Origin of the sequence: Stenotrophomonas sp. (genome assembly GCF_050737575.1) — a bacterium.
Classification (GTDB): Bacteria; Pseudomonadota; Gammaproteobacteria; order Xanthomonadales; family Xanthomonadaceae; genus Stenotrophomonas.
The window spans coordinates 70894-89427 of sequence record NZ_JBOHXW010000011.1; the positions used below are offsets into that span (position 1 = coordinate 70894).

Annotated in this window: 20 protein-coding genes; 11 read left to right on the plus strand and 9 right to left on the minus strand. The window is 65.1% G+C overall.

Going from position 1 to position 18534, the window contains the following annotated elements; genetic code table 11:
- Nucleotides 1-84: 84 nt before the first annotated feature.
- Complete coding sequence (locus ACREP4_RS16625; RefSeq protein WP_431597308.1) at nt 85-972, minus strand: LysR family transcriptional regulator; 888 nt, start codon at nt 970-972, stop codon at nt 85-87.
- Nucleotides 973-1076: 104 nt separating this feature from the next.
- Between ACREP4_RS16625 and ACREP4_RS16630 the strand changes: the two genes are divergently transcribed.
- The gene (locus ACREP4_RS16630) at nt 1077-1868 is read left to right on the plus strand and encodes a dioxygenase family protein (protein ID WP_431597309.1); all 792 of its coding nucleotides are present in this window, start codon (nt 1077-1079) and stop codon (nt 1866-1868) included.
- A 201-nt stretch (nt 1869-2069) separates the two neighbouring features.
- The gene (locus tag ACREP4_RS16635) at nt 2070-3713 is read left to right on the plus strand and encodes a Na+/H+ antiporter (RefSeq protein WP_431597310.1); all 1644 of its coding nucleotides are present in this window, start codon (nt 2070-2072) and stop codon (nt 3711-3713) included.
- Between the two features lie 360 nt (nt 3714-4073).
- Here ACREP4_RS16635 and ACREP4_RS16640 read toward each other — a convergent pair whose 3' ends face one another.
- A complete protein-coding gene (locus tag ACREP4_RS16640; protein ID WP_431597311.1) occupies nt 4074-4322 on the minus strand; it encodes a DUF3297 family protein in 249 nt (82 codons plus the stop codon).
- A 139-nt stretch (nt 4323-4461) separates the two neighbouring features.
- Between ACREP4_RS16640 and ACREP4_RS16645 the strand changes: the two genes are divergently transcribed.
- On the plus strand, nt 4462-5004 hold the full coding sequence (locus ACREP4_RS16645) for a DUF6630 family protein (protein WP_431597312.1): 543 nt from the start codon (nt 4462-4464) through the stop codon (nt 5002-5004).
- 108 nt (nt 5005-5112) lie between these two features.
- Here ACREP4_RS16645 and ACREP4_RS16650 read toward each other — a convergent pair whose 3' ends face one another.
- The 5 genes from ACREP4_RS16650 to msrB all read right to left on the minus strand — a co-directional run bounded on the left by ACREP4_RS16650 (nt 5113) and on the right by msrB (nt 8748).
- On the minus strand, nt 5113-5388 hold the full coding sequence (locus tag ACREP4_RS16650) for a DUF4031 domain-containing protein (RefSeq protein ID WP_431597313.1): 276 nt from the start codon (nt 5386-5388) through the stop codon (nt 5113-5115).
- A 13-nt stretch (nt 5389-5401) separates the two neighbouring features.
- A complete protein-coding gene (locus ACREP4_RS16655) occupies nt 5402-5884 on the minus strand; it encodes a hypothetical protein (RefSeq protein WP_431597314.1) in 483 nt (160 codons plus the stop codon).
- Nucleotides 5885-6206: 322 nt separating this feature from the next.
- Nucleotides 6207-7151 carry a flagellar motor protein MotB gene (motB, locus tag ACREP4_RS16660; RefSeq protein ID WP_431597315.1) on the minus strand — a complete coding sequence of 315 codons (945 nt, stop codon included), beginning with the start codon at nt 7149-7151 and terminating at the stop codon, nt 6207-6209.
- Nucleotides 7152-7161: 10 nt separating this feature from the next.
- Nucleotides 7162-8016 (minus strand): flagellar motor stator protein MotA, encoded by an 855-nt coding sequence (gene motA / locus ACREP4_RS16665; RefSeq protein ID WP_431597316.1) that lies wholly within the window; start codon nt 8014-8016, stop codon nt 7162-7164.
- Nucleotides 8017-8280: 264 nt separating this feature from the next.
- Nucleotides 8281-8748, minus strand: coding sequence for a peptide-methionine (R)-S-oxide reductase MsrB (msrB, locus tag ACREP4_RS16670; protein WP_431597317.1), 468 nt, complete (start codon nt 8746-8748; stop codon nt 8281-8283).
- 135 nt (nt 8749-8883) lie between these two features.
- On the opposite strand from msrB, the gene ACREP4_RS16675 reads away from it, so the two are divergent.
- Nucleotides 8884-9306 (plus strand): classical arabinogalactan protein 4, encoded by a 423-nt coding sequence (locus tag ACREP4_RS16675; RefSeq protein WP_431597318.1) that lies wholly within the window; start codon nt 8884-8886, stop codon nt 9304-9306.
- Between the two features lie 98 nt (nt 9307-9404).
- Here the strand turns inward: ACREP4_RS16675 and ACREP4_RS16680 are convergent, their stop codons facing one another.
- Nucleotides 9405-9884 carry a winged helix-turn-helix transcriptional regulator gene (locus tag ACREP4_RS16680; protein ID WP_431597319.1) on the minus strand — a complete coding sequence of 160 codons (480 nt, stop codon included), beginning with the start codon at nt 9882-9884 and terminating at the stop codon, nt 9405-9407.
- Between the two features lie 148 nt (nt 9885-10032).
- Here ACREP4_RS16680 and ACREP4_RS16685 point away from each other — a divergent pair, with 148 nt between their 5' ends.
- Both ACREP4_RS16685 and alr read left to right on the plus strand, forming a co-directional pair.
- Complete coding sequence (locus ACREP4_RS16685; RefSeq protein WP_431597320.1) at nt 10033-11298, plus strand: D-amino acid dehydrogenase; 1266 nt, start codon at nt 10033-10035, stop codon at nt 11296-11298.
- Nucleotides 11298-12374, plus strand: coding sequence for an alanine racemase (gene alr / locus ACREP4_RS16690; protein WP_431597321.1), 1077 nt, complete (start codon nt 11298-11300; stop codon nt 12372-12374). The genes ACREP4_RS16685 and alr overlap by 1 nt, the downstream gene beginning before the upstream one ends.
- Nucleotides 12375-12527: 153 nt before the next feature.
- Here alr and ACREP4_RS16695 read toward each other — a convergent pair whose 3' ends face one another.
- Nucleotides 12528-13097, minus strand: coding sequence for a DUF3016 domain-containing protein (locus ACREP4_RS16695; RefSeq protein ID WP_431597322.1), 570 nt, complete (start codon nt 13095-13097; stop codon nt 12528-12530).
- Between the two features lie 186 nt (nt 13098-13283).
- Between ACREP4_RS16695 and ACREP4_RS16700 the strand changes: the two genes are divergently transcribed.
- The 5 genes from ACREP4_RS16700 (at nt 13284) to ACREP4_RS16720 (ending at nt 18511) form a co-directional block, all read left to right on the plus strand.
- Nucleotides 13284-15290: an ATP-binding response regulator gene (locus tag ACREP4_RS16700; protein WP_431597323.1), complete on the plus strand. Its 2007-nt coding sequence runs from the start codon at nt 13284-13286 to the stop codon at nt 15288-15290.
- Nucleotides 15291-15355: 65 nt separating this feature from the next.
- The gene (locus ACREP4_RS16705) at nt 15356-15652 is read left to right on the plus strand and encodes a DUF3247 family protein (protein WP_431597324.1); all 297 of its coding nucleotides are present in this window, start codon (nt 15356-15358) and stop codon (nt 15650-15652) included.
- 407 nt (nt 15653-16059) lie between these two features.
- Nucleotides 16060-17115: a class I SAM-dependent methyltransferase gene (locus ACREP4_RS16710; protein ID WP_431597325.1), complete on the plus strand. Its 1056-nt coding sequence runs from the start codon at nt 16060-16062 to the stop codon at nt 17113-17115.
- Nucleotides 17112-17813: a pseudouridine synthase gene (locus ACREP4_RS16715; RefSeq protein ID WP_431597326.1), complete on the plus strand. Its 702-nt coding sequence runs from the start codon at nt 17112-17114 to the stop codon at nt 17811-17813. Before ACREP4_RS16710 ends, ACREP4_RS16715 begins: the two co-directional genes overlap by 4 nt.
- Entirely contained in the window at nt 17810-18511 is a 702-nt protein-coding gene (locus ACREP4_RS16720; protein ID WP_431597327.1) for an HAD family hydrolase, read from the plus strand. The genes ACREP4_RS16715 and ACREP4_RS16720 overlap by 4 nt, the downstream gene beginning before the upstream one ends.
- Nucleotides 18512-18534 lie beyond the last annotated feature (23 nt).

An 18534-nucleotide genomic window follows, 5' to 3' on the forward strand; every position in this document is an offset into this window, starting at 1 on the left:
CGGTAGCGTTCTACGAACGGACGTGGCTGTGATCCCCCAGCCGTCTGCCTGCAGTGCATCAACGCCTGCCTGCGGATCGCCTGCTTACGGCTCGCCCATGCACTCCACGAGATAGTCGATGAAGCTGCGGACTTTCGGCGCCAGATGGCTGCGGCTGGCGTAGACCGCATGGATGTCGATGGGCGGCACTTCCCATTCCGGCAGCACCGGCACCAGTTGGCCGCTGGCCAGCGCCGCGTCGATGATGAAATCCGGCTGCGCAATGATGCCCATGCCGGCAATGGCCGCCTCGCGCAGCACCTCACCGTTGTTGGCGCGCATGCGCGGGGTGAAGGTCACGCTGGTGTCGCCTTCCGGCCCGCGCAAGGTCCAGCTGTCGCCGGTGGCGGAGTAGCTGTAAGACAGGAAATCATGCTCGGCCAGCGCCTGTGGCGTTGCCGGTGCGCCGCGCCGGGCGAGGTAGGACGGCGCCGCGCACAAGGTGATGCGGGCCTGTGCCAAACGCCGCGCGATCAACGACGGCGACGGCTGGCGGGTGATGCGGATGGCCAGATCGAAGCCTTCTTCGACCATGTCCACCAGCCGGTCGGACAAGGACAAATCCAATTCCACCTGCGGGTAACGCGCGCTGTAGCCGGGCAGCAGCGACGCCAATCGGGTGATGCCGAAGCTGACCGGCGCATTGATCCGCAACCGACCGGAAGGTTGCAGCGCCTGTGCACCGACCGAGGCCTCCAGCGCGTCGAATTCGGCCAGCAGCTGGACACAGCGCTGGTAATACGCGGCACCGGTGCTGGTCGGGCTGACCCGGCGCGTGGTGCGATTGAGCAGGCGCGCGGACAGGCGCTTTTCCAGCGCGGCGATCTGCCGGGTGACGGCGGCGGTGGACATATCCAAGGCATCGGCAGCGGCGCTGAAGCCGTTGCGTTCGACCACGGCGACGAATACCCGCATGGCATCAATGGTGTCCATTGTTTCCGCTTCCGCAATAAAACGTTGCCGCCGAGGTTATTTGTTGCCAGACGTACGCGCAATAAGCTTGCTGGCATGTTCCCGTCTTGCTGGAGTCAGCTGCGATGAGCCGTTTGCCTTCGCTCTACATTTCCCATGGTTCGCCGATGACCGCGTTGGAGCCGGGCTTGGTGGGGCCGCGCCTGGCCGAGCTGGCCGCCGGCATGCAGCGCCCGCGCGCCATCGTGATGGCCTCGGCGCATTGGCTGGCACGCGCGCCCCAGGTGTCGGGCACCGCGATGCCGGAGACGATCCACGATTTCGGCGGTTTCCCGGACGCGCTGTACCAACTGCAGTACCCGGCACCGGGCGCGCCGGAGCTGGCGCAGGAAGTTGCCGAGCGGCTGCAGTCTGCTGGCCTGACGTCGTCCATCGACCCGAACCGTGGTCTGGACCACGGTGCCTGGGTGCCACTGCGTTATCTGTATCCGCAGGCCGACATTCCGGTGCTGCAGGTGTCGATCCAGCCGATGCTCGGGCCGGCGCATCAATTCGCAATGGGCCGCGCGCTGGCATCGCTGCGCGAGCAGGGCGTGTTGTTGATCGGTTCCGGCAGCATCACCCACAACCTGCACGAGTGGCGCAACTACCCGCAGGGCAAGGAAGCGCCGTACGTGCGGCCTTTCATCGAGTGGGTGGAGCAGAAGCTGGGCGACAACGATGTGTCGGCGTTGTTCGATTACCGCCAGCAGGCGCCGTTCGCCACCCAGGCGCATCCCACCGATGAACACCTGTTGCCGCTGTACTTCGCGATGGGCGCAGCCGGTTCCGATGTGCTGGGCGCCACGCGCATTGATGCCGGCATCGACATGGGCTTCCTGGCGATGGACATCTATCGCTTCGACGGCGCGCGTTGAAGCAATAACGCAACTGCAGCTGCAGCTTCCACTCCCTCCCTTGCGAAGCAGGGGAGGGTTGGGGAGGGGGGCTTTTCACACCCAACCCCAGCTGACGAAACACCACCTCGTCCTCGCATTCATCGTCTGCTGTGCTAATTTTTTCCGGTCTCCGGCGCAGGCCCTTGTCTGGTTCTGCACGCGCCCGTTTCTGGAAGAAGCATGCACACGATCGAAGTCGTCCTGGCGATGCTGGTGGCCGTTGTCGCCAGCGGTTACCTGGTAAGAATCCTGCCGTTCTCATTGCCGCTGCCATTGGTGCAGATCGGCCTGGGCGCGTTGATTGCTGGTGTGTTCAATCGTGGTCATGCGCTTGAGCCTGATATGTTCTTCCTGCTGTTCCTGCCGCCGCTGCTGTTCCTGGATGGCTGGCGTATTCCCAAGCAGGGCCTGTTCCGCGACAAGGGGGCGATCCTGGAACTGGCGTTCGGCCTGGTGGTATTCACCGTGGTCGGCGCCGGCCTGCTGATCCATTGGTTGATCCCATCCATGCCGCTGGCGGTGGCGTTTGCACTGGCGGCGATCATTTCGCCGACCGATCCGGTGGCGGTCAGTGCCATTGCTTCCCGCGCGCCGATTCCCAAGCGGCTGATGCACATCCTGGAAGGCGAGTCGCTGCTCAACGATGCCTCCGGCCTGGTGTGCTTCCGCTTTGCGGTGGCCGCGGTGATGACCGGCAGCTTTTCGCTGGCCGAAGCTTCGTTGACCTTCGTCTGGGTGTCGTTGGCGGGCCTGGCCATCGGCGTGGCGGTGACCTGGGGCGTGTCCGTGTTCCAGCGCTGGCTGTGGCATGGCTTTGGTGAGGAGCCGGGCGCCGCGTTGCTGGTCAACCTGCTGATTCCCTTCGCCGCGTATCTGCTGGCCGAAGAACTCAACGCCTCTGGCATCCTCGCCGCCGTGGCCGCTGGCATCACCATGAGTTACGTCGAGCTCACGGGCCGCATCAGCGGCAGCATGCGCGTGCAGCGCAGCGCGGTCTGGAACATGGTGCAGTTCACCTTCAACGGCATCATCTTCGTACTGCTGGGCGAGCAGTTGCCGGGCATCGTCGAGCGCGCCATCCAGTTCATGGAACTCAGTGGCCAGCACAGCGCGTGGTGGCTGGTGGTGTATGTGCTGGCCATCAACGCGATGCTGGTGGTGATGCGGCTGACCTTCGTGTGGTTGTCGTTGCGCTGGAGCCTGCTCAAGGCGCGCATGCGCGGCGAGAAGGGCACGCACACGCCGGGGCGCGTGGTGCTGGCGATGTCGGTGGCCGGCGTGCGTGGTGCCATCACCCTGGCCGGCGTGCTGACCTTGCCGCTGATGATTCCCGGTGGCGAGCCGTTCCCGGCGCGTGACCTGGTGATCTTCCTGGCGGCGGCGGTGATCCTGGTGTCGCTGGTCGGCGCCAGCCTGTTGCTGCCGCGCCTGCTCAAGGGCCTGGAACTGCCCAAGGACGACAACGTGCGCCGCGAGGAGGATCTGGCCCGCAGGCTGGCCTCCAAGGCTGCATTGGCGGCGGTGGAGAAAACCCGCCAGCAATTGGTGGAAGGGCAGGGCACCACCGCCATGCAGCTGTACAACGACGCCGCCTCGCGGGTGAGCTTGCTGTATCAGCGCAATCTGGAAAAAGGCCAGGGCCCGGATGAAGACCCGGAGCAGGTCAAGCGCATGGAGCAGGCCTACCGCAGCCTGCGCGCGGCAGGACTGGAAGCCGAGCGCGATGAATTGTTCCGATTGACCCGGCGCGGGCAGATCTCCGATGAGATATCGCGCAAGCTGATCCGCAATCTGGACCTGCTGGAAAGCCGGAAGCGGGACTAGAAGTTGGGTTTGGGGCTTTTTAGAAGCTCTTTAGAAGCTTCCCCTCACCCCAACCCCTCTCCCGCAGGCGGGAGAGGGGCTTCAAACGCAGCAGCTGTCCTGTTCTGAGCCCTCTCCCGCAGGCGGGAGAGGGGCTTCAAACGCAGCAGCTGTCCTGTTCTGAGCCCTCTCCCGCAGGCGGGAGAGGGGCTTCAAATGCAGCAGCTGTCCTGTTCTGAGCCCTCTCCCGTGAACGGGAGAGGGCTATCAGATTGCAGCCATGCTTGATGACTCCCTTCTCCCGCAATGCGGGAGAAGGTGCCCGAAGGGCGGATGAGGGTGCTGGTGCTTTGGCTTTGCGGTGAGGGCAGCTTTTGCGCCTTACGCGTTCTTCAGCTCAAGAAAATACGGCTCTACCGTGCCCTTGATCTTCAGCGTCATCGGGTTGCCGCGGCGGTCACGGGACTTGCCGGCCTGTACGCGGATCCAGCCTTCGGTGACCGAATACTCTTCCACGTCATCGCGCTCGATGCCGTTGAAGCGCACGCCAATACCGCGCTCCAGCGCAGCGGCGTCATGGAACGGGCTCTGGGGGTTGATCGCCAGGTGATCGGGAGGGGTCTCGCTCATATCAGTGCTTCATTGAAGGCCAACGTGGCCATCTTCCGGGCGCAAGGATAACCGCTGTCGGTGTCTGCTCGGGAGCCATGGCTTTCGCTGCAGCGCTGGCGGCCGCAGAATGCGCGGCATCACGTAGTGGAAAACCGTCATGCCCGACAACAGCGAAGATTACGAAGACTCCGACGAACTGCAGCCGACTTTCGACGAGGACGACCATCCGGCGCGGGTCTGGAACCTGTTGTGGTTGATCAACCCCGGCGATGAAGAGACCGCGCTGCAGCAGTTCGACGCTTGGCGCGAGGCCCGTGCCGGCGCTGAAGATGACTTCAGCGACGAATCCTGGCTGTGGGACCTGAAAGACGCCATCGACTGGCGCGCCGGCTTCTACGTGGACTGGAAGGACACCGACTCGTTCATCACCGCGCTGGATGAAATCGCGGCCCGTTGGGGCCTGCGCATCGAGTGGGGCGGCGACATGGACGACGAGGATTTCGCCGCCGACATGGACGTGCCCACGCTGATGACCATCGCCCACGATCGCCTGCGTGAGTACGGCTATACCGTGTGGAACTGGAACACCGGCGGCGATGCCTATGCCGGCTGGATCGCGCTGCGCCGTGACGACGAGGCGATGCTGGCGCTGTGCTCGCTGCTGGGTGTGGAAGTGCGGCCGGGCAGCGATCCGTTCTGATCGCAGTCCCGCCCGTAGGAGCGGCCTCGGCCGCGAAGCACATGGATTCTCGGATTGCGGGTCACTCCCGCTAGCGCATTGCCATCGATGTCGCAGCCAAGATCGCTGCTACGGCTGGTACAGCGCCCGCGCGTTGGCGATCACCCTGCGCATCATGTCCCGATCGGTGTGCCGCGAAATCGCCTGCGCGCCGAGTGCGATGGCCTGTTCGCGCAGCGGCGCGGGCACGTCGTAATGCACGCCGCTGGGGCGATTCTGGAAGGCGCGGCGGGGGATCCCGAGCTGCTGCGCCAGCGCATGCAGCTCGGGCAAGGTGTCGGCCATCAGATGCGCCCAGCGCTCGCCGCGCCAGGGATGTACCGCATCGTCGATATAGACCGTCACGAGTGGCCCGGGCTCAGGCCTTGGGCTTGTCTTCGGCGTCCGCGTCCGCTGCAACCTCGGCAGCCGGTGCCGCATCGGCTTCGATCACGTCAGCTTCTTCCGTCGCTTCGTCGTCCACGCCTTCAAACTCGGACACCAGGGTGGCCAGGTAGTCGTCGGCGGTCTTGCCTTCGTCGGCGGCCAGGTCGTCGATCATCTGCTGCAGCTGTGCGGAGTATTCCAGGGTGACCTTGCGGCCTTCCTTTTCCTGCACGTTGGACAGGTGCTTGAGCATGGCCAGCATCGGCACCGGGTTGTCGGCATTGCCCATGGTCTGGCCGCCGATGGCCAGCAGCCATTCGCTGCCCTGCATGCCGATGGCTGCAACCACCTGGCCTTCTTCATTCATCAGCACGGCGTGGTTCTGCACCGGCTGCTGGCCGTTCAGGCGGGAGAACGGGCGGCGCGGGGCCTGCTTCTTGCGCTTGTCGCGCTTGGCTTTGGACAGCTTGGACATGAGTCTCGGTCGTAGGAGAAAACAGCGCCCATTGTAGGCGCCCACGCCGCATGTGCCCTGACTTGGCGGGTAAAGGCGGTTGGAAGTGGCTTTTTTGGGCCTTTGGGAACCAGCCAAAGGCACCTCTCCCCAGCCCTCCCCTCCGCCTTTGGCGCAAGGGAGGGAGTGGTTCATGCAGTTCGATCAGCCCGCAGCGCAGTCATGCTTTTGCCCCCTCCCTTTCGCGTAGCGAAGGGGAGAGACGGGAAATTCTGTGATCCATCAGATTGCGATGAAGCGCTTCTGCCCCGTTTCCCACCGAACCGCGCAGCGAACAGCGCCGTCAGTCGGCGGCAGCAGCCGTAGGCGCAATGGCGGCACCCGCAGGCAACGCAGCCGACGCAGGCAACGCCATCGAGCCGGTCTCGTTGAGCGCGGCAGCTTCGGCATCCTTGGTCATCACCACGATGCTGATGCGGCGGTTGATCGGGTTCTGCGGGTTGGCCTTGTCGAACAACACCGACGAGGACAAGCCGACCACGCGCGCCACCTTGGCTTCGTCCATGCCGCCTTCCAGCAGGATGCGGCGGGCGGCATTGGCGCGGTCGGCGCTCAGCTCCCAGTTGCCGTAGCCCAACTGCGTGGAATACGCGGTGGTGTCGGTGTGGCCGGTGATGCTGATGCGGTTGGGCACCTGGTTGATGAAGTGCGACAGCTCCACCAGGATCGCCTTGGTGTACGGCATCAGGCGCGCGCTGCCCAGGTCGAACATCGGCCGGTTCTGCTGGTCCACGATCTGGATGCGCAGGCCCTCTGGCGTGATGTCCAGCAACAGCTGGTCCTTGAACGGCTCCAGCGCCTGGCTCTTGCTGATGGCTTCCTGCAGCTCCTGCTTCAGCGCTTCCAGCCGCTGCTTCTCGCGCTCGCGTTCCCGCACGGCGGTGGGCACGGCTTCCTGCTGGTTCTGGAAGGGATCATTGCTGTTGCCGCGCGACACATCGGTGGCGCCGCCGAGCTTGATCATCGAGGTGCTGGCGCCGCCCGGGCCGGCCATGCCCGGTGCCGGCGTGCTGCTGGCGCCACTCAACGGGCTGGGGTTGCGGAAGTAATCGGAAATGGCCGCGCGCTCGGGCTTGGTGGTGGCGGCCAGCAGCCACATCACCATGAAGAACGCCATCATCGCAGTGACGAAGTCGGCGTAGGCCACCTTCCACGAACCGCCGTGGTGGCCGCCTTTCTGCACCTTCTTCACCCGGCGCACGATCACCGTTGGCTTGGTCTCGGTCATGGCGTGCGCCTTACTTGACCGACTTCAGGTGCTGCTCGAACTCGCTGAAGCCCGGGCGCAATGCAGACGGCACGGTCTTGCGCGCGAACTCCAACGCGATCTTCGGGTTGTAGCCACGCAGGCAGGCCAATAGCGCGGTTTTGACCGATTCGTAGATGCGCGCGTCCTGTTCGGCGCGCGCTTCCACCGCTGCCGCCAGCGGGCCGACAAAGCCGTAGCCCAGCAGGATGCCGAGGAAGGTGCCCACCAACGCGCCGGCAACGTGGGCGCCGACTTCCTTGATGTCGCCACCAATGGAACCCATGGTGATGACGATGCCCAGCACTGCCGCGACGATGCCGAAACCGGGCAATCCGTCAGCCACCTTGTTGAGCACATGGGCCGGTTCCATCGCCTCGTGATGGTGCTTGTCCAGCTCCAGTTCCAGCAGCGGTTCCAGCTCATGCGGCTCGATGTTGGAGCCGATCATCAGCCGCAGGCAGTCGGTGATGAAGTCCAGCAGGTGATGGTCGGCCAGCACTTTTGGGTAGTTGGCGAAGACCGGGCTGTCCTGCGGATTCTCGACATGCTCTTCCAGCGCCATGAAGCCTTCGCGGCGGGCCTTGTTGAGCAGTTCGTAGAGCAGGCTGAGCACGTCCAGATAGTCCTGGCGCTTGTATTGCGGGCCTTTGAACGTCCCCACCACGGCGCGGAGGGTTTGTTTGACGGTCTTGAACGGCGTGCCGATCAGGAACGCGCCCAGCGCCGCGCCGCCGATGATGACCAGTTCGTAGGGTTGCCAGAGTGCTCCCAAGCGACCGTGGGCGCCGACGTAACCGCCGAGCACGCTGATGATGACAATGAGCAGGCCGACGAGAATAAGCATGGGGGCAGGCACGGCAGTAGGGGACATCCCGTTGTCGGCCCCGGCGCCCGGATCTGAAGTGTGAAGTGGGTAAACGGCCGGATTACGACAGGACAAGGCCCGATGGGCGAAGTCGCGCCCGGAACTGAGAATTCAGTCCGGCGGCGGTTGTGGCGCGATGCCATGCGCTTGCGGGGTTTTGCCGGGTAGCGCCGGGTTCCCGCTTACATCTGTCGGCGTTTCCCCCGCGTGCAGGGGAAACGTGGAGCGGCTGCTTTCAGTCAATCAAACCGCCAACGATGCCTCGGCACCATCGCGCTGCAGCGGGTTCGGGTAGGCCTCGCCCAAGCCGACAAAGCCCAGCGATACCGAATTCAGGCAATGCCGCTCGAAGGTCGGCGGCGGGCCATCCGGGAATACGTGGCCCAGGTGGCTGCCGCAACGGGCGCAGACGATTTCCGTGCGTACCATGCCGTGGCTGGCGTCGCGGATTTCACGCACATGCGCCGGCTCGAACGGGGCGAAGAAGCTGGGCCAGCCGGTGCCCGAGTCGAATTTGGTATCGCTGCGGAACAGCGGCAGCGCGCACAGCCGGCAGCAGTAAACGCCGTCACGCTTGTTGTCCAGGAACACGCCGCAGAACGGTGCCTCGGTGCCGTGATGCAGCAGCACGCGCTTTTCCTCGTCATTGAGGCTGGCGACGAGGGCATCGCGTTGGCTGGCAGTGGGCGGGGTGAGGTCGAAGGCGGTCATGGTGATGGCTCCGTGGGGCAGGGCGTCATGGTAGGCCGATGCGACCCTCGCACCAATCCATCGCGCGCGGTGCGTTCACTCGTGCGCCAGCCACACCGGCGCATGCTGGGCGCAGGTTTCGGACAGGGGCAGCGGATGAAGCGATTCACCGGATGGATGCTGTTGGCGACCTTGTTGCCGGGCGTGGCCGTGGCCCAGCTCAAAACACCGCCGCCGCCCACGGCGACGCGGCCGGTGCAGTTGCCGCCTCCGCCGACCCCCACACCGAAGGCGGACGACCGCAGCCAGGCGGCCGAGAACGCGCGTCTGCGCGAGCGGCTGGAAAAACCGGCGCTGCGTCCCAAGCCGATCAACAAGCCCACGCCGATCACCCAACCAACCACGCCGCGCCCGATCTACGGCAGCGATGGCCAACCGTTGAATCACATGCGGCAGACCGGCCCCAACCGGGTGATGGACAGCCGCACCGGCAGGTACTACGACACCGTGCCCAGCGGCACCGGCCAGCGCGTGGTGCCGCCGCCGAAGAGCAGCCGACCGACGGGTAGCGATGAGTGACGCGGTGCGGGCAGGTGTGGCTGCGTAGTGCCGAGCCATGCTCGGCAGTGGCTTCACCGGCCATGCTCCAGCGGAGCATGGCGCCGCACTACCGGGCCTCAATCATCGATCGGCAGGCACAAGGTCTCCTTCACCTCTTCCATCACGATGTAGCTCTTGGATTCACGCACATGCGGCAGGGTCAACAAGGTGCTGCCCAACAGCTTCCGGTAGGAGGCCATTTCGTTGATGCGGGCCTTGAGCAGGTAGTCGAAATCGCCGGACATCAGGTGGCATTCCAGCACGTTGGGCAGCTTCAGCGCGGCGCGCCGGAACTCCTCGAAGATGTCGCCGGATTTGTAGGCCAGGCTGATCTCCACGAACACCAGCAGGCCGGCTTTGACGAACTGCGGGTCCAGCCGCGCGTAGTAGCCGGTGATCACGCCTTCGCGTTCCAGCCGGCGTACGCGCTCGGTGCAGGGCGTGGTCGACAGTCCGACGCGTTCGCCCAGTTCGGTGAAGGAAATACGCCCCTCCTGCTGCAGGATGCGCAGGATCTTGCGGTCGATCTTGTCCAGTTCGCGGCTGCGGGTGGCCATGGCGCTCTGTTTTTGATGAACGAAACGGGAAATTACCCTGTATTGGTCATGCAATACAGCGATAAACACTGCTCAAGCGTGAATATACTGCGCCGTTTCCAGTCCCTGGCCACCCCGGTGCAGGGAATGATGGGGTCAGGAGAAGACAATGCGAGTTCTCGTGCTCGGCGCCGGTGTGATCGGCACGACCAGTGCTTGGTATCTGCGGCAGGCTGGCTATGACGTCACCGTCGTCGACCGCCAGCCCGCGCCGGCGTTGGAGACCAGCTACGCCAATGCAGGCCAGCTGTCGTTCGGCTACACCTCGCCGTGGGCCGCGCCGGGCGTGCCGTTCAAGGCCATCAAGTGGCTGTTCGAGGAACACGCACCGCTGGCCATCCGCCCGACCGGCGATCTCAACCAGTACCGCTGGTTGTGGCAGATGCTGCGCAATTGCACCTCGGCCCGCTATGCGGTGAACAAGGCGCGCATGGTGCGCATGTCCGATTACAGCCGCGACTGCATCAATGAGCTGCGCGCCGCCACCGGCATCGACTACGAAGGCCGCCTGCTGGGCACCACCCAGTTGTTCCGCACCCAGCAACAGCTGGACGCCGCCGCGCAGGACATCGAAGTGCTGCGCGAGTACGGCGTGCCGTATGAAGTGCTGGACCGCCAGGGCATTGCCCGCGTTGAGCCGGCACTGGCCAGCAAGACCGACATGCTGGTCGGCGCGCTGCGCCTGCCGGAAGACCAGACCGGCGATTGCCAGTTGTTCACCGACAAACTGGCGGCGCTGGCGGCGGAGGCTGGCGTGGAGTTCCGCTTCGACCAGACCATCACCGCGATCAAGCGCGACGGCGACCGCATCACCGGCGTGTACATCAACGGCAAGCTGGAAACCGCGGATCATTACGTGCTGGCGCTGGGCAGTTATTCGCCGCAGCTGTTGGCACCGCTGGGCATGCAACTGCCGGTGTATCCGCTGAAGGGTTACTCGCTGACCCTGCCGATCACCGATGCGGCGAAGGCGCCCAATTCGACCATCCTCGACGAGAGCTACAAGATCGCCATCACCCGCTTTGAAGACCGCATCCGGGTCGGCGGCATGGCGGAGGTAGCCGGCTTTGATCTGTCGCTGGAGCCGCGTCGCCGCGCCACGCTGGAGAAGGTGGTCAACGACCTGTATCCCGATGGCGGTGACCTGTCCAAGGCCGTGTTCTGGACCGGCCTGCGCCCGGCCACGCCGGACGGCACGCCGGTGATCGGCGCCACGCCGTACCGCAATCTGTTCCTCAACACCGGCCACGGCACGTTGGGCTGGACCATGGCCGCCGGCTCGGGCCGTTACCTGGCTGACCTGATGAGCGGTAAAACGCCGCAGATCAGTACCGAAGGCCTGGATATCTTCCGCTACGGCAAGGGGCAGCACTGATGCGCCCGGCACAGGCACTGATCGACCTGGACGCGCTGCGGCACAACTACCGCCTGGCCAAGCAGTTGGGCGGTGGCAAGGCGCTGGCCATCATCAAGGCCGACGCCTACGGCCACGGTGCGGTGAACTGCGCCCGCGCGCTGCAGGACGAAGCCGATGGCTTTGGCGTGGCCTGCATCGAAGAAGCACTGGAGCTGCGCCAGGCCGGCATCCGTGGGCCGATCCTGCTGATGGAAGGCTTCTTCGACGCCGCCGAACTGCCGTTGATCGTCGAGCACGATCTGTGGACGGTGGTGTCGTCGCAATGGCAGCTGGAAGCGGTGGAAGCGTTCAAGACCAACGCCACGCTGCGCATCTGGTTGAAGCTGGACAGCGGCATGCATCGCTTGGGTTTGTCGGTCGAAGAATTCCGCAACGCGCATGCACGCCTGAGCGCGTTGCCGAACGTCGCCCCGTTGGTGCTGATGACGCACCTGGCCCGCGCCGACGAGCTGGACAGCAACCGCACCCGCGAGCAGTTGGATATTTTTACCCGCGCCATCGACGGCCTGGCCGGCGAAACCAGCCTGTGCAATTCACCCGCATTGCTGGGCTGGCCGGACGTGCGCAGCGACTGGGTACGCCCGGGCCTGATGCTGTACGGCGCCGATCCGTTGTACCCGCAGCCCAGCCCGCACGCGGCGCAGCTGCGCCCGGTGATGACGTTGCAGTCGCGGGTGATCGCGGTACGCGAACTGGCCGTCGGCGAACCGCTGGGCTACGGCGCACGTTTTGTCGCCGACAAGCCGACCCGCGTTGGCGTGGTGGCGATGGGGTATGCCGATGGCTACCCGCAGTTCGCACCGAACGGCACACCGGTATTGATCGATGGCGTTCCGGGGCAATTGATCGGCCGCGTGTCGATGGACATGCTCACCGTTGATCTCACCGATCACCCGCAGGCCGGCCGTGACAGCATCGTGCAGTTGTGGGGCAACGCGCCGACGATTTCCGAGCTGGCACCGCGCTGCAACACCAGTGCGTACCGCTTGCCGTGCAGTCTCAAGCGCACACCGCGCGTGTACATCTCCGGGTAAACGAAAGGGCCGCAGCGATGCGGCTTTTTCATTCACTGAAATTCCGATGGCGTTCGACCGGCCCCATGAAGCCGCTCCCACAACGGCACTGAATCTTTGGCGCAAAAAAAGGGCCGCAATGCGGCCCTTTTTGTCTGCAAAACCACTGCGCCGTTATCGGCCGGCAGTTCTGTTTTCGGATTGAAACTCGCGGCGTACCCACTCATCGAGCAGGCGCTTTTCGTAGCGCAGCGGGTCGGTGTTGCTCGGCCGCGAACTGTTGAAAAGATAGCCGCTGTCCGACAGCTTGCGCTCGCCCTGCTCGATTACCTGGCCATTGGCATCGGTCAGCGTGAACTGCAGGCTGATGCGCGGTGGGTAGACGTCGCGCATGAAACGCACGTCGTCGAAGTTGGGGCCATGCCACGGCTCGTAGTCACCGGCGAGTTTGATGTCGGTGATGGTCACGTCCAGCTTCTGACCTTCGGGCAATTGCTTGCTGGCCTGCTTGCGCAGGTGTTCGGCCAGCGTCTCCACCCAGTCGCCACGCTGGGCGTCCCGGCGGTTGCGGCTCTGGCGCAACTCGGTGAACTGGGCGGGGTCGCTCCACTGTACCTGCACCGGTCCTTCCGCCGTCAGGGCGCGCGGGGCTTCGGGGTCGGCAACGTTTCGCGGTTTGGCGTCAGCGCTGCCCACAGCCAGCAGGCAGGCCAAGGCAAGTCCAGTCACGGTAAGGGTTTTCATGACGAACTCCTATGGCTTGGAAGTGGACACAGTGTGCGCCTGCAAGCCATACGAGGCAATGAATGGCCCAGGTAACGGCGGCGTGGAGTGGCGTGATGGTTCATCATCACACTCCGTAAAGCGCGCGCTGCCCAGACTCCCGGACGCGTCAGAACTCCCGCCGCTGGCTTCCTTCACCTGCAGACGATGCTCCCGCTCAATCACGAACCGCCGCTGACCCTGGCCGAAGAAGATATTGGCAGCACCTCCTTGTATCGGGACGTGTTCGACGCCGTGGGCTCGGGCTTCTGTGTGATCGAAATGGTGTTCGAGGAAGGCCGCGCGGTGGACTTCATCTACCGCAAGGTCAACGCCGCGTTCGAGCGCATTACCGGCTTGCAGGCCGCCAAGGGGCGCAGCGCGCACGAGGTGCTGCCGGGACTGGAGGACTACTGGTTCCGGGTGCTCGGGCGGGTCGCCACCGAAGGGGTGATGGCCCAGTTCGAGCGTGAGGTGTCGCAGCTGGGCCGCTGGTATTCGGTGGAGGCGGTGCGCATCGGCGCGCCCGAGCAGCGGCAGGTGGCGGTGCTGCTGTTTGATATCTCCGCACGCAAGCGCATCGAGACTGATCTGGCCGAAAGCGAGGCGCGCTTCAGCGCATTGGCCGATGGTTTGCCAATGCCGGTGTGGGTGTTGGACGACCTGGGCCATGTGCGGTTTGCCAACACGGCATTCACCGCGTTCTTCGGCATCGCGCAGGACAGTGACCTCGGCCCACGCTGGTGGCGCAAGCTGCTGCATCCCGATGAGTTGGCGCCGTTCGAGTACGAACTGCAGGCTGCGCTGGTCGAGCGCCGCGAGTTGCATATCAACGTGCGCGTGCGTCGTCACGATGGGCAATGGCGCTGGTTGGAAATGAACGCGGTGCCGCGTTTTTCGCACGATGGCCGTTTCATCGGCCTGGCCGGCAGCAGCCCGGACATCACCGAGCGCCGCGAGATTGAAATGGCGCGTGAAGAACTGCTGGAAGCCGAGCGCGCGGCACGCAATACCGCCGAAGGCATGGCGCGGATGAAGGACGAGTTCCTGGCCACGTTGTCGCATGAACTGCGCACGCCGCTGACCACCATTCTTGGTTGGAGCGAGTTGCTGCTGCAGCGCATGGAAAGCGACCACCCGATGCGTCGCGGCATGGAAGTGATCGCCAGCAGCGCGATGACCCAGAAGCATCTGATGTCCGACATGCTCGACCTGAGCAGCATGTTGCTGGGCAAGGTGCAGTTGGAAGTGGAAGTGCTGAACCTGGCCGAGCAGGTGCGCGAAGCGGTACGCGCGCAGGAGCTGGTGGCCGAAGGCAAGGCGCAGACGCTGCGCGTGACGACCCCGGACAAACCGTGTCCGGTGCTCGGCGATGCCACGCGGCTGCGCCAGGTGCTGTCCAACCTGTTGTCCAACGCAATCAAGTTCACCCCGGTCGATGGCCACATCGACGTGGAGTTGTGGAAGGAAGACGGCCATTACGTGGTGCAGATACACGACGACGGCGATGGCATCGCGTCGGAATTCCTGGAACACCTTTTCAGTCGCTTCAGCCAGGCCGACGGCACCACCACGCGCCGCTACGGCGGGTTGGGATTGGGCTTGGCGATCGTGCAGCAGTTGACAGAACTGCACGGCGGCACGGTCTCGGCCGAGAGTGAAGGGGCCGGGTGCGGCGCCACGTTCCGCGTGCGCCTGCCCGAATTCCAGGTGCAGAAGGCCGTGGGCCGCCCGCGCCGCAAGGTGCAGCGCGGCCGCATCAGCGACCAGGTGGTCGCCGCCAACGCGCTGCAGGGCGTGCGCATTCTGGCGGTGGAAGACCAGCCGGACATGCTTGGCTACATCCGCCGCGTGCTGGAAGAGCAGGGCGCATCGGTGGTGATCTCGGCCACTGCGGCCGAGGCGCTGGAACTGCTCGACCTGCGCGGACACACCGCCTTCGATGTGCTGATCAGCGACATCGGCATGCCCGGCATGGACGGCTACGGCCTGGTGCACACCCTGCGCGAAACCATGGGCGTACCCGGCGACGAGCTACCGGCCGTGGCGGTCACCGCACTGGCGCGTGCCGATGACCGCAAGCGCGCGTTTTCGGCCGGCTTCCAGGGCCACATCGCCAAACCGTACAGCGTCGCCCAACTGGTAGGCGCCATCCGCGACGCGCGCCTGCCCTGAGTTTCTTTGCATGGAGTTCACGCGCGACGGGGGTAGTGTGATCACCGTCACCTGCGGACGCCGTCATGGCCCAGTACGCGCCCCACGTTTACAGCGATCCAATCACGATCGCGCTGCTTGAAACCCTGGCGGGTGAACTGCCGGGGCAAGCGCGCGTGATGTTGGTGCTGGACGGCGGCGCCCGCGTGGCCGGCACGGTGACGATGCGGCCGGTGCTGCAGCATTTCGCCGACCACGACGACTGCCCCGGGGTGAATGCCACCGTGCGCCTGGACGACCTGGTCCGCATCTCCCAGCAGCACCTGCTGTGGCTGGACAGCGTGCGCCAGGTAGTGCGTCTGCCAATGGCGGAGACGCTGTAGGGCGGGGTGGACGCTTCGGCGCCGGCAGCTCGTTACTCCCGCATACCGATCAACGGCGAATCTGAGCCCCTCTCCCGCCAGCGGGAGAGGGGTTGGGGTGAGGGCCGCCGTTGCTTTTTGGCTTGTTTCCGCCCTTCAGCTCCAATGCCGGAAACACTCGAATTCGCCCTGACTCAGGTCTTTTCCTCGAAAGGACGACGAGTTACGAAAAGGGCAGGAAGAATGGATGGACCTCGGGAAAGCCCCTGCCGAGCAGGGCTCGACACTCCCGAAGCGCCGGCCAACCAAGGCCTTTCCGAAATCCCGCCCAGCACTTTCCGGCCCGCCAACCGCCCGTTTCGACCCCGTACGGGCCCGGTGACGGCCACGCCGGTAGAATGGGCGCCCCCGTTCGACCAAGTATCGGCATGCCCGCTCCGTACGACGCCCCGCTGGAAACCCTGTTCCTTCCCTTCTCCGCCTCCAATCTGCGCTGGCCGCAGGGCAAGGTGCTGTTCCTGCGCGCCCGCGATGGTTGGCCGCTGGGCGAGCACGCCACCGCCTCGCAGCTGGTCTGCGCGCAGAGCTTCCGCCCGTTCGCCGAGGCGCTGGAGCGCAGCGGTTGGGAAGTGCGCAGCGAGCAGGTGCTGGAGGAATCCAGTGAGCGTTACCCGCTGGTGCTGGTGCTGCCGCCGCGTCAGCGCGATGAAGCCCGCGCCCTGTTTGCGCGTGCGCTGGAAATGGTCGCGCCGGGTGGCCAGATCGTGGCCTGCCAGTCCAACAACGAAGGCGCGCGCTCCGGCGAAGGCGACCTGCAGCAGCTGGCCGGGCTGGGCGGCAAGCTGACCAAGAATCACTGCCGTACCTATTGGACCGCGCCGCTGGACGGCAGCCATGACGAAGCCCTGCGCAAGCGCTGGGCTGCGCTGGATGCGCCGCGCACCATCCTCGATGGCCGTTTCCACAGCCGTCCGGGTGTGTTCGCCTGGGACCGTATCGACCCGGCTTCGGCGCTGCTGGTCGAGCAGTTGCCGGCGACGCTGGCCGGCCGTGGTGCCGACCTTGGCGCGGGCTGGGGTTACCTGTCGGCTGAAGTGCTGGCGCGTTGCCCGAACGTCACCGCGCTGGATCTGTACGAAGCCGAAGCGCGTGCGCTGGCGCTGGCCCGCCGCAACCTGGCCGACAGCACCGCGCAGCTCGGCTTCCGTTGGCAGGATGTCACCGCCGGCATCGACGGCCGCTACGACTTCATTGTCTCCAACCCGCCGTTCCACACCCCGGCGCGCGAAGACCGCCCGGACATCGGCCGCCGCTTCATCGCCGTGGCCGCCGAAGCGCTGCGCCCGGGCGGTCAGTTGTTCATGGTGGCCAACCGCCACCTGCCGTACGAGCACATCCTCAACGAGAGCTTCGGCAAGGTGCATGTGGCCGCCGAGCGTGATGGCTTCAAGGTCATCGTCGGTACGCGCGGGGGCCGTGCGTGAGGCTGGTCAAGCTCATTGCCAACCTCGGCTACGGCAGCCGCAAGCAGGTGCAGCAGATGTTCCGCGAAGGCCGTATCACCGACGCCGATGGCGAGGTGCTGTATGCCGACGACAAGCTGGAGCATGAGGCGATCCGCGTTGACGGCGAACCGCTGGATCCGAAGGCCGGCATGATCCTGATGCTGCACAAGCCGGCCGGTTACACCTGCTCGACCAAGGACCAGGGCCGCTTGATCTACGACCTGCTGCCGCCGCGTTTTCGCGAGCGTGCGCCAGTGTTGTCGACCGTGGGCCGGCTGGATCGCGACACCAGCGGCATGCTGCTGATGACCGACGACGGCGCGCTGCTGCACCGGATCATCTCGCCCAAGTCCAAGTTGTCCAAGGTCTACGAGGCGGAGTTGGCGCAGGACCTGAGTGGCAACGAAGCGGCGTTGTTCGCCAGCGGCACCTTGCTGCTGGAGTCGGAGAAAACCCCGCTGCTGCCGGCCGAATTGAACGTGCACGACCCGCGTCACGCACAGCTGGTGCTGCACGAGGGCCGCTATCACCAGGTGCGTCGCATGTTCGCCGCCACCGGCAATCATGTGGCGTCGCTGCACCGCAGCCGCATTGGCGGTCTCAGCCTGGATGGGCTGGAAGAAGGCCAATGGCGGATGCTGACCGCCGCTGATCTGGACACCTTGTTCGCTGCATGAACACCCTCACTGCGCTGCCGTTTCTTCCCGACGCCGTCATCTTCGACATGGACGGTTTGATGATCGACAGCGAGCGGGTTTCGGTGGCGTGCTGGAGCCAGGCGGCCGAGGAATTCGGACTGGTGCTGGAGCGTTCGTTCTTCCTCGGCATGGTCGGTTTTGGTGACCGCGATTGCCGCGCGATGTTGCGCCAGCATCTGGCTGATGATGCGCAGGTGGACGCGATGTCCGAGCAGTGTCATCTGTTGTACGACGAACGCACCCACGCCGGCTTGCCGCTGCGTCCGGGCATCGTCGAATTGCTGGAACTGCTCAAGGCCCACGACATTCCGCGCGCGGTCGCCACCTCCACGCGCCAGCCGCGTGCGGATCGCAAACTGGAAGCGGCGGGCTTGTTGCCGTATTTCCATGCGGTGGTGACCAGCAGCGATGTGTCCCATCCCAAGCCCGCGCCGGATATCTATCTGCTGGCCGCACAGCGGCTGGGCCATGCGCCGGCACGTTGTCTGGCGCTGGAGGATTCCCCGGCCGGCATCCGCGCCGCACTCGGCGCCGGCATGACCGCCATTCAAGTGCCCGACCTGGTGCACCCGGATGACACCGTGCGCGCGCTGGGCCACCGCATCGCCGGCTCGCTGCACGATGTGCATGCATTGCTGCAGCCGATGCTGGGCAACTCCGAAATCGCTACCGCGTAGAAGCAGCACGCGCTGCGTAGGCT

What these genes read in the sequence shown, in the direction of transcription:
- ACREP4_RS16705 (WP_431597324.1), top strand. Translation starts at nt 15,356, where the DNA reads ATGGCCCAGTACGCGCCCCACGTTTACAGCGATCCAATCACGATCGCG.
- ACREP4_RS16680 (WP_431597319.1), bottom strand. Translation starts at nt 9,884, where the DNA reads ATGGCCACCCGCAGCCGCGAACTGGACAAGATCGACCGCAAGATCCTG.
- ACREP4_RS16655 (WP_431597314.1), bottom strand. Translation starts at nt 5,884, where the DNA reads ATGTCCAAGCTGTCCAAAGCCAAGCGCGACAAGCGCAAGAAGCAGGCC.
- ACREP4_RS16625 (WP_431597308.1), bottom strand. Translation starts at nt 972, where the DNA reads ATGGACACCATTGATGCCATGCGGGTATTCGTCGCCGTGGTCGAACGC.
- motB (WP_431597315.1), bottom strand. Translation starts at nt 7,151, where the DNA reads ATGACCGAGACCAAGCCAACGGTGATCGTGCGCCGGGTGAAGAAGGTG.
- ACREP4_RS16720 (WP_431597327.1), top strand. Translation starts at nt 17,810, where the DNA reads ATGAACACCCTCACTGCGCTGCCGTTTCTTCCCGACGCCGTCATCTTC.
- ACREP4_RS16640 (WP_431597311.1), bottom strand. Translation starts at nt 4,322, where the DNA reads ATGAGCGAGACCCCTCCCGATCACCTGGCGATCAACCCCCAGAGCCCG.
- ACREP4_RS16695 (WP_431597322.1), bottom strand. Translation starts at nt 13,097, where the DNA reads ATGAAAACCCTTACCGTGACTGGACTTGCCTTGGCCTGCCTGCTGGCT.
- ACREP4_RS16635 (WP_431597310.1), top strand. Translation starts at nt 2,070, where the DNA reads ATGCACACGATCGAAGTCGTCCTGGCGATGCTGGTGGCCGTTGTCGCC.
- alr (WP_431597321.1), top strand. Translation starts at nt 11,298, where the DNA reads ATGCGCCCGGCACAGGCACTGATCGACCTGGACGCGCTGCGGCACAAC.
- ACREP4_RS16700 (WP_431597323.1), top strand. Translation starts at nt 13,284, where the DNA reads ATGCTCCCGCTCAATCACGAACCGCCGCTGACCCTGGCCGAAGAAGAT.
- ACREP4_RS16685 (WP_431597320.1), top strand. Translation starts at nt 10,033, where the DNA reads ATGCGAGTTCTCGTGCTCGGCGCCGGTGTGATCGGCACGACCAGTGCT.
- ACREP4_RS16710 (WP_431597325.1), top strand. Translation starts at nt 16,060, where the DNA reads ATGCCCGCTCCGTACGACGCCCCGCTGGAAACCCTGTTCCTTCCCTTC.
- ACREP4_RS16645 (WP_431597312.1), top strand. Translation starts at nt 4,462, where the DNA reads ATGCCCGACAACAGCGAAGATTACGAAGACTCCGACGAACTGCAGCCG.
- motA (WP_431597316.1), bottom strand. Translation starts at nt 8,016, where the DNA reads ATGCTTATTCTCGTCGGCCTGCTCATTGTCATCATCAGCGTGCTCGGC.
- ACREP4_RS16675 (WP_431597318.1), top strand. Translation starts at nt 8,884, where the DNA reads ATGAAGCGATTCACCGGATGGATGCTGTTGGCGACCTTGTTGCCGGGC.
- msrB (WP_431597317.1), bottom strand. Translation starts at nt 8,748, where the DNA reads ATGACCGCCTTCGACCTCACCCCGCCCACTGCCAGCCAACGCGATGCC.
- ACREP4_RS16630 (WP_431597309.1), top strand. Translation starts at nt 1,077, where the DNA reads ATGAGCCGTTTGCCTTCGCTCTACATTTCCCATGGTTCGCCGATGACC.